This window comes from Paraburkholderia bannensis NBRC 103871, from assembly GCF_000685015.1.
Classification (GTDB): domain Bacteria; phylum Pseudomonadota; class Gammaproteobacteria; order Burkholderiales; family Burkholderiaceae; genus Paraburkholderia; species Paraburkholderia bannensis.
In genome coordinates this window covers 306,142-320,649 of sequence record NZ_BAYA01000005.1, presented here as the reverse complement: position 1 = coordinate 320,649, position 14,508 = coordinate 306,142, and the positions used below count along the sequence as shown (strand labels likewise).

Sequence of the window (14,508 nt, the reverse complement as noted above, 5' to 3'; positions counted from 1 at the left end):
GCTCGACAGCCGACATTCGAATATCCCAGGAGACAAGTTATGGCCACCCTCGATACCCTCGACCATCCCGCAGGCTTTGCAGCTGACATGGTGCGCTCCACGGCGCCCGATGCTGTTACCGGCTACCGTCGCTTCCAGCTCGGCGAATTCGAGTTTCAGCGCGACGAGTATTTTGTGAAGATCAGCTGGCCGGCAAAAGGCCAGACGCGTACGCATGCCGTGCCGGCCGACGCATTCCTGCGCGCGATGATGCGGGACGTGGCTTGGGGCTTCTTCTACGGCTGGGTCAACTTCGACCACGTCTTCGGCACGCGCAATCACTACGGCAAGGTCGACGTGTACGCGGGGACGTTCAACGGCATCCTGAAGGACGCGGGCGTCGACTACACCGAAACGTTCGAGACGCCGACCATCATGGCGACCTTCAAGGCCATGCTCCACGACTGGACGAACGAAGGATTCGACCCGTTCGCTGCTCCGGAGGAAACGGGCACAGCTTTCGGCCGCAAGCACGGCGAAAACGACGCGGCTATCGAACGCACGCGTATCGCGACGCGCCGTATGCCGGGCCTGGAAGGCGACTCGCCGCTGCGTGACGACCTGCCGGTCAACCGGGCATTTCTCGACGTCGTGCAGGACGAGCCGGAAGTGCACGCCGAACCGGGCTTCGAAGGTGAGCTTCACGCTTTCAATCTCTTCAAGTACCTGTCGCGTTCGGACGTGACCTGGAATCCGTCGGTGACGTCTGTGTGCGGGCGCAGTCTGTTCTGCCCGACGACCGAAGAATTCATCCTGCCTGTGTTCCACGGCAATGACCGTGTCGAATGGTTCCTGCAGCTCTCCGACGAAATCGTCTGGGACATTGGCGACAAGAACACGGGTGCACCGCGTGCTCGAATCACCATGCGCGCAGGCGATATCTGTGCGATGCCTGCGGACATTCGCCATCAGGGCTACTCGACAAAGCGCTCGATGCTGCTGGTTTGGGAGAACGCCACGCCCAACCTCCCGCAGCGCTATGAGAGCGGCGAACTCGCTCCGTATCCCATCGAGTTCTAAGCAGCAAGCCAGCAACACATCGAGGAAGATTCATGCAAACCCAACTCTTCATTGACGGGCGCTTCGTTGACGCCGTTGACCGCGGCACCATCGACGTGCTCAACCCTCACGACGGCTCGCTCATCACGAAAATCGCTGCGGCGACCGCAGCAGATGTCGACCTCGCCGTTGAAGCCGCAACCCGCGCGTTTCCGAAATGGTCGGCGATGGCTGCGGCTGAGCGTGGCCGGCTCCTGCTTCGTCTTGCTGACGCCATCGAAGCGAATGCTGAGGAGCTGGCGCAGCTGGAATCCCTCGACACCGGTCACCCGATTCGTGATTCGCGCTCGCTCGACGTACCGCGTACTGCTGCGTGCTTCCGCTACTTCGGTGGCATGGCAGACAAGCTGCAGGGCTCAGTGATTCCCGTGGAAACGGGTTTCCTGAACTACGTGCAGCGCGCACCTATCGGTGTGGTGGGCCAGATTGTTCCGTGGAACTTTCCGCTGATGTTCACGAGCTGGAAGATGGGCCCGGCCCTGGCCGCGGGCAACACGGTGGTGCTCAAGCCTTCGGAAATTACGCCTCTCTCGACGTTGCGTATCGTCGAACTGATGGCCGAGGTGGGATTCCCTGCGGGCGTGGTGAATATCGTCCCCGGCTATGGCCACACCGCCGGTCAGCGTCTCGCCGAACATCCTGGCGTGGGAAAAATCGCATTCACGGGCTCGACCGCGACCGGCCGACGGATTGTCGAAGCCTCGCAGGGCAACCTGAAGCGCGTGCAACTGGAACTTGGCGGCAAGGGCGCGAATATCGTGTTCGACGACGCGAATCTCGATGCCGCCATCAACGGTGCCGCGTGGGCCATCTTCCACAACCAGGGGCAGGCATGTATCGCAGGTTCGCGTCTTGTCCTGCACGAACGCATCGCGGACGAGTTTCTCGAACGTTTCGTTTCGCTGGCATCGTCCATTCGCGTCGGCAATCCGCTCGACCCCGATACCGAAATGGGGCCGCTGACTTCCAGGCAGCACCTGGATCGCGTCCTGACGTTCGTCGACGTCGCGCGCGAAGAGGGCGGACGTGTCCTCACTGGCGGGAGTGCCCCGCAGGATAGCGCGCTGGCCAATGGTTATTACGTGCGCCCGACCATCATCGAGGCAAAGCACGCATCCGACCGTATTGCTCAGGAAGAGGTGTTCGGCCCATTCGTCACCGTGCTGCGTTTTGGCAGTGACGAAGAAGCGCTCGCCATCGCGAATGCAACGGAATATGGCCTGGGCAGCGGCCTCTGGACACGAGACCTCTCGCGCGCACACAAGACCGCGGCGCAAATCAACGCCGGTATGTGCTGGATTAACTGCTACAAGCGCGTGAATCCCGGTAGCCCGTTCGGCGGTGTCGGCAAGTCGGGTTACGGCCGCGAGATGGGCTTCGAGGCCATGCACGATTACACCGAGGCACGGTCGGTGTGGGTCAACGTCGACGGTAACGTGCCGCCGCATTTCAAGCGTTGAGGTCTCCATGGAGCGCTTTGTCTATCAGGGAACCCCTTCGCGTGTTGTTTTCGAATGGGGTGCGCTCGCGACGCTGCCGGACGAGTTGACGAAGCTTGGTGCCCGGCGGGCGCTCATCCTTTCGACGCCTGAGCAGCGTCACCTCGCTGACCAGGTGAAGGACATACTTGGCGAGCGCGCCGCGGGAGTCTGCGCCGAAGCGGTCATGCATGTTCCGGTCGAGGTTGCCCGTGCGGCGCGCGAGACGGCCCGCGAGCTCGGCGCAGACTGTTGCATCGCGATTGGGGGCGGCTCCACCATCGGTCTGGGCAAGGCGATTGCACTGGAGTCGTCCCTGCCCATCCTCGCGGTGCCGACGACCTACGCAGGCTCGGAGATGACGCCGATTTACGGTCTCACCGAAGGCCGTCTGAAGCGCACCGGTCGCGACGCACGCGTGTTGCCGCGCACCGTGCTCTATGACCCGTCCCTGACGCTGTCGCTGCCAGTTGGTATCTCTGCGGCGTCTGGCGTCAACGCTCTGGCGCACGCGGTCGAGGCGCTCTATGCCGAGGACGCGAACCCGGTCATCAGCCTGATGGCCGAGGAATCGATCCGTGCACTAGGCGAGGCGTTGCCGGTCATTGTGAGCGCGCCGGACGACCGCGAGATGCGTAGTCGTGCATTGTATGGCGCCTGGCTTGCGGGAACGTGTCTTGGTGCGGTCAGCATGGCGATACACCACAAGCTGTGCCATACCCTGGGCGGCACGTTTAACCTGCCGCACGCGCAGACGCATGCGGCGATGTTGCCGCACACGGTGCACTACAACCATGCTGCTGCGCCTGACGCACTGCGCCGGGTCGCACGCGCACTGGGCGGCAGCCGTGCTGCTGAGGCCGGGCCTCTGCTGTTCAAGCTGAACGAAAAGCTCGGTCTTGCGGCGGCGCTAGAGGACATCGGCATGCCGCACGACGGGCTCGATGAGGCAGCAGATATGGCGTGCAAGAACCCCTATGCAAACCCGCGGCCGATAGAGCGCGCGGCGATTCGCGAGCTTTTGCAGGACGCATGGGAAGGACGCGTACCGCATTAGGCAGCCGAAGGCATGAATGGAGACAGAAGTGACCACAGAACACCTCGATTCAGGCGCTGTCTTCGGCGTGAAGCCTTCGTTGATGGTCGAATATCTTGACAGGCCAGCCGACGGAGAACGGGCTAGTCGCTTCGGAGTGACGGGGCCGTACCGCGAAGCACGCTACGATTTTGTGCTGGGCCGGAGTTAACAATGCGCCGCTATTACGCAGTCTTTGCTACCGATAAACCTGGCATGACAGAAGTGCGCGAGCGCGTTCGGGCGAGCCACCGGACGTATTTGCGAAGTGCCTTCCAGCATGGAGTTTTTGTGCGTCTTGGCGGCCCAACCTTGGGGCCGCAGTGCAACGCGATGAACGGCACCTTGCTGGTCGTGGAGGCCGAAGATATCGATGCCGTAATGCAGTTTGTTGACAACGATCCCTATGTGAAAGAAGGGCTGTTTTCGCAAATTGAAGTGCGACCGTGGGACTGGAGTCTCGGCAATCCTGAGCTACGGGTGTAAGCGATGAATGCGACGAAGCTATGTCAATTTGTGGACGTGCCGGATGGCGGGGCAAAAGTAATCGACGAAGCGTGCGCTGGTCGTCCTGTCATTGTCGTCAGGCGTGGTGAGCAGGTGTGGGCGTACGTCAATCGGTGTCCTCATTTTTCAGTACCGCTTGATTTCGAACCGGGTAACGTTTCGTGCTATCGCTCTCAGGTGCTGATGTGCGCGCATCACAGCGCACTTTTCAGGTTCGACGACGGAGTGTGCATAGACGGGCCTTGCACCGGTGCATCGCTGGAAGCTGTACCTGTCAAAGTCGATGCAGGTGCTTGGGTTGTCGCTGCAGGCGTGTGAAGTCGCTCGACGGCGCTGATGTCAGTGAGGCGCAATTCATGCCCGGTTGCATTGCCGCGAGCCCGCATTTCATAAAGAAAACGGATAAACAATGAAGCTTCGGTTTGGAGCAGTGGCTATTTGGGTGATGACACAAGGCGCCTGGGCGCAGAGTAGCGTCACGATGTTCGGTCTTGTCGATGCTGGCGTCACGTATGTCAGCAATGAAGGTGGGTCAAAGAACGTCAAGTTCGATGACGGCATCTATGCCCCGAATCTGTTTGGTTTCCGTGGCGCAGAAGACCTCGGTGGTGGATACCGGGCGATTTTCGCGCTCGTGAATCAATTCTCAATGGCCAATGGAAGTATTGTCGGAGGCGGGCTGTTCGCGCGCAACGCATACGTTGGGCTGGAGAGTTCTCAATACGGCAGCATTACGTTGGGGAATCAGTACGAGTTTATGGTGGACTCGCTTTTTTCCAGGGGAAGTACGATATCCAATGACCTGTCTGGGCTTTATGGGTTCAGAAATGGCCCGTTCCAGCGCCTTGCGCTGCCGGACAACCCGACGGGTGCGTTTGATTGGGACAGAACCGCCGGCAGTAAGCCTATCGCCAATTCGGTCAAATACACCTCCCCCACGGTTGGCGGTTTTTCGGGTGGCGTACTGTACTCTTTTGGCGGCGTGGCCGGCTCAGTAGGCGCAGACAACGCAGTAAGCGCGGGCTTGAATTATGAGGTGGGCGCTTTCGGAGCCGGTGCTGCGTACACGAATGAGAAGTATGGCCCGGCTGCAGGCGTGCCATCGACTAGTGTGCGCAATTGGGGGGCAGGGATGCATTATTCGCTGGGCAATGTGACCGCAAAAGCGCTCGTTACCACAGTTCATAACTCTTTTAACGGCGCTGGCGTGTGGATGGCTGAAGCGGGCGCAGAATGGAAGGTTCGTCCTGCTATCTTGTTTGGTGCGAAGTATATGTATATGAAGGGTAACGAGGCGGTGAGCAACAACCATGCGCATCAGTTCACGGCATCGGTTGAGTATTTCCTGTCGAAGCGGACTGCGGTGTATGTATCGGCAGATTATCAACGTGCCAATAGTGGCGCAAACGCTCAGATAAATGGCATCCTGGATGCGAACGGTGCATCGAGTTCGGCAAACCAGCTTGCCGCGCGCATTGGGATGCATACCGTGTTCTGATTGCTGCGTTAGTGTTACGTCGCTGCAATCTGTCCGTTTGACGAGCCTGCGCTCCTCGTTACTTCGAGCAGACCATCTACTATGAAGCTTTGGTTCGAGGCTAGGGTTAAAGCCACGGGGTTGTGTCTGCCTGGCGTGCAGCAGCTAGCCCGTGGCAGGGGTTTTCGTGAAACAAGCCGCATTCGGAAAAGAAAAAGCCCGCATGTAGCGGGCTGAATCCAATCCAGGGTGGATATGGAGGAGACGCTTCAACTCTACTCCGGTCTCTGGTGCGCCGCAACATAAAACGACGCTTTTTGCGAGAGTAAGCGTTCGATTCAAAGCCTGCGTGTTTGAGCAGTAAGCGTTTCTGGCGTGGTTTGTGCTATTCGTTTGAAAAGCGGCATTTCAAGAGACTACGCATGGCCTCTCCTCGCGAAGCGGCATCGCCACCGTTATCCCGCTACAAGAAAAAGCGGGATTTCGCCGTCACGCCTGAGCCCGCGCCCAATAGTTCGGACGCAGCCACCCAGACCGGGATGCGCTTCGTTGTGCAGAAACATTGGGCGAGCCGCCTGCACTACGATTTTCGCCTTGAACTCGACGGCGTACTGCTCTCGTGGGCTGTACCGAGGGGCCCTTGCTACGACCCGAAGGCGAAGCGCATGGCCGTGCACGTCGAGGATCACCCTGCAGACTACGCCAGCTTCGAAGGAACGATTCCGGCGAAGCAATACGGCGCGGGGGACGTGATTGTCTGGGATCGAGGAACCTGGGAGCCAGTGGGAGATGGCGCAAGCGGCATGCAGGCCGGCAAGCTGGTATTCCGGCTTCACGGCGAAAAGCTCGCCGGGCTGTGGGAGCTGGTGCGCATCTCGAAGCCCGCCGACAGGCAAGACCAGTGGATACTGTTCAAGAAGCGTGATGAGTGGGCGCGGCCGCTCGCTGAGTACGACGTCATCAAGGCGCTGCCAGACAGCGTCGTGTCTCATCCGCTCGGCCTGATTGAGGTGCGTGAACCGAGGTTCGCGCAGGTGGCGCGTGGAGCGGCTCCGGAAGAAGCCGAAATCGACCTGTCCGCGGCGAGGCGCATGCCGATGCCGACCGCGCTCGTGCCTCAACTCGCCACGCTCGCGACTTCACTGCCGACTGGCAGCGACTGGATAACGGAGGCAAAGCTCGACGGCTATCGACTGCTGGCCCGCGTAGAGAAGGGGGATGTTCGTTTCATCACGCGCAACGGCAACGACTGGACGGCGAAGTTTCCCGCGCTTGCGAAAGAGGTCGAAGCGCTGCGTCTCAAGAGCGCCTGGCTCGACGGCGAAATAGCCGTGCTAGAGGACGGGATACCAAGCTTCTCCGCGCTGCAGGACGCGATAGATGGGCGCGCCAATCAGGACATCGTCTATTTCCTGTTTGACATCACGTATCTCAACGGGCTGGATCTTCGAAGGGTACCGTTGTGGGCGCGTCGTGCGCGGCTGGCCCAACTCATCGAGGATGCCGGTGAACATGTGCGGTTCAGCCAGGATTTCGAGGCGCCGCCTGCCCAGGTATTCGAGGCTGCTTCGGAACTGGGACTCGAAGGGCTGATGCTCAAGCGGCGCGATGCGCCTTACGAATCAGGGCGCACCCAGACGTGGCTGAAAGCGAAATCCCGGCTTCGCCAGGAACTGGTCATCTGTGGCTTCACAGCACGCGGTGGCAGGAGCGGAGAGGTGGGCAGCCTGCTGCTCGGCTACTACGCCAATGGCGAACTGCGCGACGCAGGCAGCGTTGGTACCGGCTGGGATTCACGAACTGCGCAGGATCTCTGGAAACGTCTCGCACAGCTGGAGATTGACGAGGCGCCATTCGACGTGGCCAACACGAAGCCGCGTCGTTGGGCGCGCCGCGCCGCTGGCAGCGAGCGCTGGGTTGAGCCGACCTTGGTTGCGGAGGTCGAGTTTGCGGAATGGACCGCAGACGGGGTCATCCGGCAGGCATCGTTCAAGGGGCTGCGCCTCGACAAGCCGGCAGAAGGCGTCGTGCGGGAAGGCGGCAGGACGCAGGTTCCGGCGGCGCTTCCCCAACTGAAAATCACCCATCCTGAGCGTGTCATCGACGCAACGGGCGGCATCACGAAGGCCGACCTCGTTCGCTACTACGCGAGCGTCGCCGAGCGGATGCTGCCGCACCTGGAAAGCCGGCCCGTGGCGCTCCTGCGCGCGCCGTCCGGAATTGCAGGCGAACTGTTCTTCCAGAAGCACGTGGAACGCACCGCGATGCCTGGTCTGACGATTCACGATCGCGAACTATGGCCCAATCATCCTTCGCTGCTTTCTGTCGATACGGCCGACGCCTTGCTGTCGGCTGCGCAGATGAACGCTATCGAGTTCCACACATGGAATTCGACAGTGAGGCGCCTGGACAAGCCAGACAGGGTCATCTTCGACCTCGACCCCGGCGACGGCGTGAAATGGGGGCATGTACAGGAGGCGGCGTTGCTGGTTCAAGCCCTGCTGTCGGAACTGAAGCTGAACGCCTGGCTGAAGACGAGCGGCGGGAAGGGGCTACATGTCGTCGTTCCGCTGGCACCGAGGCTCGGCTACGAGCCGGTGAAAGCGTTCTCGCAGGCGTTCGTCCGGCACATTGCGAAGACGATTCCCGAACGCTTCACTGCAACGTCCGGCCCGTCGAACCGCATCGGCAAGGTCTATGTCGACTATTTGCGAAACGGCATGGGGCAGACCACCGCGGCGGCGTTCTCGGCGCGTGCGCGGCCCGGCATGGGCGTCTCGATGCCAGTGTCGTGGGAGCAGTTGCGTGACCTGAAAAGCGGGGCGCAATGGACGGTGCAAACGGCGCGCGAATATCTCAGCTTCCAGACCCAGGATCCCTGGGCCGAATACGGGTCGGCGCGCCAGTCGTTGGCAGCCGCGATAAAGCTCCTAAAATGAATTGACCGTGATGCCAGGCCGCGAGGGCACGCACCTTGCGCTGCGCAATGCTAACGCTCACCCGCGAGGAGATGGTCATGCCGGCCCGTTCAATCGCTTCCCTGTCGCTCTCCTTCGGGCTGGTTTCAATCCCGGTGAAGCTCTACACGGCCACGGAGAGTTCGTCCGATGTCCGCTTCCATATGCTTGCGCCGGATGGTTCACGCGTGAAGCAGCAATATGTCTCGGAGAAGTCCGGCGCCGTGGTCGAGCGATCGAGCATGAACAAGGGCTACGAATTCGAGAAAGACCGGTTCGTCGTGTTTACCTCCGACGAACTCAAGGCACTGGAAGACGGTGCGAGTCATGTCGTTGAAATCATGGCATTCATTCCTGAAAAGGCCATCAATCCAGTTTTCTATGACAAGGCTTATTTTATTGCGCCGGACAAGCGCGGCGGCAAGCCATACAGCCTGCTGCAGAAGGCACTCGCTGAGAGCGGGCGATGCGCGCTGGCCAAATGGGCATCCAAGGGGAGAACCCGCATCGTGCAGGTGCGCCCGGAAGAGGACGGTCTTGTGTTCCAGCAATTGCTCTATGCTGACGAAGTCCGCTCCTTGAGCGACCTGCATATCGAACGCGTTGAGGTCTCCGCATCGGAACTGAAGCTCGCGCTTCAAATAATCGAGCAGGGCGCCGAGGACGACTATGACCCGGCAGCGTATGAGGACGAAGAGAAGAAGCGCATCCTTGCGGCCATCGACGAAAAGATTGAAGGCAAGCAGGTTGTCACGCACGAACAGGCGGAGGACACCGCCGGTGGTGGGCAGGTCATCGATCTCATGGATGCGCTGCGTGCGAGTCTGAAGGGCACGGCAAAAGCGAAAACAGCGGCGGCCCCTGCGCCGAAGCGCAAGGCAGCAGAGCCCGTCACCGACATCTCGGCCGCGGCGCCACGCACACGCAAGCCAGCGGCACGCGCGGCGAAGCCCGCAGCCGAAACTCCTGCCAGGGTTCGGGCGCGCAAGTGATGCCGAAAGCAGTTCCGAGGGAGATTTCGACGCGCGAGTTGCAGTCCATGCTCGGCGTTTCGCGCCATGTTGTTGCAGGGCTCGTTGCAGCAGGATTCGTGACGCCCTCGCGTGGTCCGCGCCGGCAATATCGGTTCACCTTCCAGGACGTTGTCCTGCTACGTACAGCGCTGAGGTTGCGTGCTGCGCGCGTTCCTCCTCGCAAGGTCACGCAGGCGCTCTCCCGACTCAGGGAGGAACTGCCGGATGAGCTGCCGCTGAGCGGCATTCGAGTTTCGGCCGTCGGCAACGACGTGGCGGTGAGGACAGGGCCGTCGCAGTGGGATGCGATTACCGGCCAGCTGCTGCTCGACTTCGAGGTTGCCGAAATCAAGGGCGATGTCGTGTTTCTCGACACGGCGCCAGCGCCGCAAGACCTCGCTCACCAGGCCGAAGAATGGTACGACCTTGGCGAGCAGCTCAGGAAGACCGACCTCGATGGAGCTGAGCGGGCCTACAGGAAAGCCATCGCGCTATCGCCGCAGCCGTTCTATGCCGCCTACGTCGACCTCGGCGCGCTCCTGTGTGAACGGGAGCATCGCTGCGCAGATGCACTTCAGGTGTTCGATGACGCGCTGATGCATTTCCCAGCGGACGCTGCGCTTCATTTCAACCGCGCGATAGCCTATGAAGACCTCGGCCGTCTCGACGACGCAGAAGAGAGTTACATGCGCTGCCTGGAGCTTGAACCGACGTACGCGGATGCGCACCACAACCTGGCGATGTTGTTGGAGAAGCGTGGGGACCAGCAGGGTCTTCTGCGGCATTTCAATGCTTATCGCCGGTTGACTACATGAGACTGCAGGCGGCCACAGCGCTTGCAGTGCCTGGCTGCCGGGGATTCCGGCACATCAACGGAGAAGGGCTATGAGCAAAGGAACGGGTGGCGGCAAGAGTGCGCCGAGCGGCAACAAGGGCGGTGGCTCAAAGGGCGCGAGCGGAGGACAGGCTGGCAACAGTGGAGGCCGGTCAGGCAATGGGCCTCCAGGCGGCAACTGGCCGAGTACGACAGGGAATGCTTCTGGTGGAGGCCGGGGCAACGCACCGCCGCGAGGAAGCCGGTGAGTGACAGGGGGCGTTGCGCCCCCTTGAAGATGTACGCCAGCTCGCTACGACCACTAACGTCCCTTCGACGCGATGCCAAGGGATGCGGTGCGCGCCGTGCGAAACCGCTATCGAGCTCGAAACGCATAGCGGCGCCACTCACGAACATTTGATTGCAGGCGTTGCCTTTCATGGAAGCCTGCTGTTCCGCGCTCTCCCAGGCTGGCCGGTAGACGCGCGGTGTCGAAGCGCAGCGGCAGTTATACCGGCTGGATGTTCGCGGCCTGCTTTCCCTTCGGCCCCTGTTTCACTTCAAACGTCACCTTCTGTCCTTCCTGAAGCGACTTGAATCCCTTTCCTTGCACTTCGGAGAAGTGAGCGAAGAGGTCTTCGCCGCCGTCATCCGGAGAGATGAAGCCAAAGCCCTTTGCGTCGTTGAACCACTTCACGGTACCCGTTGCCATTTTCTGCATGCTCCTGGAGTTTGAGACCATCGGCGAGGCAATCGCCAATGCGTATTGATGTTGCATACAGCAATTTAGCGAATAGACGGCTTGGGAGCAACCTCGCATGCCCTATGCAACCTGTCAGTCGCCCGAATATTCACTCATTCTCTTGAATGCGCGCACGCAATGTGGAAAACGTCTGTGAGTTACCCCACACTCCGGGTGCATCGCCGCGTGGTGCGGCCCGAATTTCTTGTACGATACGGCTCGCTCTAAAGCGCGTGCAATGCGTGTTGCATCAGTTGGCTGTGGGATAAAAGGCAATGCCGGTTCATTGCACATTCCCACTCAACAAGAAGACGACCCCGGCACGGGTCTGTTCCGGCTTCGGCGCTGCGGCACTTTTGTCGATTGTCGCTATAGCTGGCAAACGAAGAAAATTCCCATTACGTCCAATGGATTTCATCAAACAACGTCGAGAGCGCTTCGTCACCGAGCCGTATTTCAAATGGTTCACCGGCTTCCAGGTCGAGTCTATCGACCTGTGGTCCCGGACTTTGCCGGCCAATGGTACCGCCGAGGAGAAACAAGCGACGGCTGCGTTTCTTCGAGCGGATGCACGCTTCGAACTGCTCCTGCTGCGATACTCCGCTGGCGAGTCCATCGAGCCCATGCGCGCAGAGATGGATGAAATAGTTGCCGACTATGAGCAGGCAGCGAAGTGGCAGCGCCAGGTATTCGGCCGCCCCGACTGGCCGGCCTTTCGGCTGGGCGAACTGGCAGAGTATGAGCGCGCGATGCAGCTTATTGGACTGTGCTTTCTGCTGCACCGCAAGGATTTGCTTGCGCGCATCGCCGCGCTACACGACCCAGCTTATCGCGGGCAGGATACGCTTTACGAAGACCTGCTGGATTACGCTTTGGACGGACGCCTGGACGTCGACGAGTGGTTCCATGAGTCATACATAGATTGCATCAACAGTATGTATGGCGATTCAGACGAGGAGAGCGTCGCAGACCTCGATACCTATCTGGAGCAATGGTATTCGTCCATGAGCGATGTCAGCTGGTACGACAGCCATCTCAACCTGTCAGAAGGCTGGGGGCTCTATTTCGGATACTGGGCCATCGAAGCAGCGGCCATCGCGTTTATTTTGGAGCTCGACGACACGACTTTGCGCAGGCACAGCGTTTATCCCAAGGATCTCGTCGACTTCGCGCGCAGTTTTAAGCCGGATCGTGCTGTGCTGCGCGACGCTGGTGACGCCCGCGCCGGGACGCCAGACGGGTCTGGCGCGGGATAGAAGCGTATTTAAATCGGCTTTAAAAACAGATTCAAAGCGATTTAAGCCGCGTCGGTGAGTGCGTGGCGCAGTTCCTGGTAGCTGCGCAGTCCCGCAAGCCCCAGTTCACGACCGATGCCGCTCAGACCCAGCCCGCCCCAGCAGACCTGCGGGAAGATCAGTTGCGGCGTGTTGATCCACACGAGGCCTGCGCGCAGTTGCGTCTTGTAGCGGCGCGCGGCGTCCTGGTCGGCGGTCACCACGGTGGCCACGAGTCCGTAGCGCGTGTCGTTGGCGAGCGCGATGGCTTCCTCGTCGGTGCGGAACGACTTCACGCATGCGACCGGGCCGAAGACCTCGTCAGTCCAGAGCACGTTGTCGACGGCGGGCTCCGCCACCACGACGGGCGCCATGAAGAAGCCGTCGCCGCAGGCCGGATCGAGCTGGCCCGAGAACGCCACCGACGCGCCCGCTTCCACGCCTTGTGCGAGCAGCGCCTGCACGCGCTCGCGCTGGGCTGCCGAGACTAGCGGCCCCATGACAACGTCTTCGGCAGGCGGGGCGACCTGGATCGCGCGCACAGCGGTTTCGAACGCGGCCATGAATTTGCGGTAGACGTCGTCGTGCACGAGGATGCGTGCGGTCGCGGAGCACATCTGGCCTGCGTTCGTGAATGCGCCGCCTACGGCGAGTGACACCGCGCGTTCGATATCGGCGTCGGCGCGCACGATCAGCGCGGACTTGCCGCCAAGCTCAAGCGTGACGCGCTTCATGTCCTGCGCGGCGGCCTGCATCACTTTCCTGCCCGATGCGGTGCTGCCCGTGAACGAAATCTTGTCGATGAGCGGGTGAGCGGTCAGTTGTGCGCCTACTGCGCCGCCGCCGTTGACCAGGTTCACGACGCCGTCGGGCACGCCTGCTTCGGCGATGATCTGGGCGAGCATGTGTTCGACGGGCGAGGTGAATTCCGATGGCTTGAGGACGACCGTGCAGCCTGCCGCGAGTGCGGGCGCGATCTTCCATGCCGTTGTCACCATCGGGAAGTTCCACGGCACGATCAGGGCGGCTACGCCTACGGCTTCGTAGAAGCGCTCGCCGGTGACGGTGTCGTCGGGGAGCTTGAGGGTTTCTGGGGTGAAGGCGGCTGCTTCCGCGCATAGGCCCGCGTAGTAGTCGAAGGTCGCGGCGGCGTCGCTGACGTCGAGGTTCGCTTCGAAGGGGGGCTTGCCGCTTACCTGCATTTGCATCGCTGCCAGGCGGGCGCGGTCGGCTTCGATCAGTTCTGCGATCTTTTTCAGGAGCTTTGCGCGGGTCGCTGGCGATGTCGTGCGCCACGATGGCAGCGCTTTGTGCGCTTCGCGGACGGCTTTGTCGATCTGGTCGGCGGTCGCCTGTTCTTGCCAGCCGATCAGGGCGCCTGTTGCTGCGTTGTGGATCGGGGTCGAGGTTGCTGTTGTGGCGCTGCGGTGCGCGTGGCCCGAAATTGTCGCCGCTGGCAGGGTGATCGTCGTCGTTTCCATTTGATTGTCTCTGGGTGCTTGTTTCTTGCAGTTTCGCGACTCTCGCGTTTGCGCGTTTCCTTGCTTTCACGTCGGTCTGCCAGCGTTGCCCCTGTGCGGGGCGGCACCTACTTTTCTTTGCAGCGGCAAAGAAAAGTAGGCAAAAGAAAGCCGCTCAAACCGCTAGTGTGACGCAGTCCACCACTCGCCTTTTAACAGAGTGGTGACTGGGCATTGCTCGCATCTCTCGCCGTATAACGGATAGGCCGCACCCGCACATCCGGGGGCGCAAGCGCCCCGTTGGGCATAACAAAACCCCTTGTTTTGCAAGCGTTTTTGTTCTCTCTGCCGCGATCAGAACCATTGGTTTCCCCTGCATACCGTGCCGTTGCGAGCGTAGCGAGCAACGGGATGTGCGGGCGTCACCACTCTGTTGTGTGGTGCGAGAACCGAGCGCTGCCCAGTCACCACTCCGATCATGGGCGAGAGGTGGACTGCGTCACACTGGCGGTGTGAGCGGCTTTCTTTGCTTACCTTTCTTTGCCGCGGCAAAGAAAGTAAGTGCCGCCCCGCACAGGGGCAACGCTAATAGGCCGACACGCTACCAAGGAAA

Annotated in this window: 12 protein-coding genes and 1 pseudogene; 11 read left to right on the top strand and 2 right to left on the bottom strand. The window is 60.9% G+C overall.

The features are described 5' to 3' along the window. Positions 1-39 precede the first annotated feature (39 nt). From BBA01S_RS10220 to BBA01S_RS10185, 10 genes and pseudogenes are all read left to right on the top strand, one after another. The gene (locus BBA01S_RS10220; RefSeq protein WP_027816342.1) at positions 40-1,059 is read left to right on the top strand and encodes a hydroxyquinol 1,2-dioxygenase; all 1,020 of its coding nucleotides are present in this window, start codon (positions 40-42) and stop codon (positions 1,057-1,059) included. A 32-nt stretch (positions 1,060-1,091) separates the two neighbouring features. Continuing rightward, positions 1,092-2,558, top strand: coding sequence for an aldehyde dehydrogenase family protein (locus BBA01S_RS10215; protein ID WP_027816341.1), 1,467 nt, complete (start codon positions 1,092-1,094; stop codon positions 2,556-2,558). Positions 2,559-2,565: 7 nt separating this feature from the next. Next, entirely contained in the window at positions 2,566-3,633 is a 1,068-nt protein-coding gene (locus BBA01S_RS10210) for a maleylacetate reductase (RefSeq protein WP_027816340.1), read from the top strand. Between the two features lie 40 nt (positions 3,634-3,673). Further along, positions 3,674-3,823, top strand: a pseudogene (locus tag BBA01S_RS48055) (6-chlorohydroxyquinol-1,2-dioxygenase); the annotation flags it as partial. A gap of 2 nt (positions 3,824-3,825) precedes the next feature. Beyond that, a complete protein-coding gene (locus tag BBA01S_RS10205; protein ID WP_027816339.1) occupies positions 3,826-4,137 on the top strand; it encodes a YciI family protein in 312 nt (103 codons plus the stop codon). 3 nt (positions 4,138-4,140) lie between these two features. Next, on the top strand, positions 4,141-4,476 hold the full coding sequence (locus BBA01S_RS45840; RefSeq protein WP_084162044.1) for a Rieske (2Fe-2S) protein: 336 nt from the start codon (positions 4,141-4,143) through the stop codon (positions 4,474-4,476). 91 nt (positions 4,477-4,567) lie between these two features. Next, positions 4,568-5,656: a porin gene (locus tag BBA01S_RS10200; RefSeq protein ID WP_027816338.1), complete on the top strand. Its 1,089-nt coding sequence runs from the start codon at positions 4,568-4,570 to the stop codon at positions 5,654-5,656. A gap of 401 nt (positions 5,657-6,057) precedes the next feature. Further along, on the top strand, positions 6,058-8,574 hold the full coding sequence (gene ligD / locus BBA01S_RS10195; RefSeq protein WP_027816337.1) for a DNA ligase D: 2,517 nt from the start codon (positions 6,058-6,060) through the stop codon (positions 8,572-8,574). Positions 8,575-8,651: 77 nt separating this feature from the next. Continuing rightward, on the top strand, positions 8,652-9,584 hold the full coding sequence (gene ku / locus BBA01S_RS10190; RefSeq protein ID WP_027816336.1) for a non-homologous end joining protein Ku: 933 nt from the start codon (positions 8,652-8,654) through the stop codon (positions 9,582-9,584). Further along, the gene (locus BBA01S_RS10185; RefSeq protein WP_027816335.1) at positions 9,584-10,420 is read left to right on the top strand and encodes a tetratricopeptide repeat protein; all 837 of its coding nucleotides are present in this window, start codon (positions 9,584-9,586) and stop codon (positions 10,418-10,420) included. Before ku ends, BBA01S_RS10185 begins: the two co-directional genes overlap by 1 nt. Before the next feature lie 507 nt (positions 10,421-10,927). On the opposite strand, the gene BBA01S_RS10180 is transcribed toward BBA01S_RS10185, so the two are convergent. Next, complete coding sequence (locus BBA01S_RS10180) at positions 10,928-11,131, bottom strand: cold-shock protein (protein ID WP_027816334.1); 204 nt, start codon at positions 11,129-11,131, stop codon at positions 10,928-10,930. A gap of 437 nt (positions 11,132-11,568) precedes the next feature. On the opposite strand from BBA01S_RS10180, the gene BBA01S_RS40795 reads away from it, so the two are divergent. After that, the gene (locus tag BBA01S_RS40795; RefSeq protein ID WP_063750535.1) at positions 11,569-12,417 is read left to right on the top strand and encodes a PoNe immunity protein domain-containing protein; all 849 of its coding nucleotides are present in this window, start codon (positions 11,569-11,571) and stop codon (positions 12,415-12,417) included. Between the two features lie 41 nt (positions 12,418-12,458). Here BBA01S_RS40795 and BBA01S_RS10170 read toward each other — a convergent pair whose 3' ends face one another. Further along, positions 12,459-13,916 (bottom strand): aldehyde dehydrogenase family protein, encoded by a 1,458-nt coding sequence (locus tag BBA01S_RS10170; protein ID WP_027816333.1) that lies wholly within the window; start codon positions 13,914-13,916, stop codon positions 12,459-12,461. Positions 13,917-14,508: the final 592 nt, after the last annotated feature.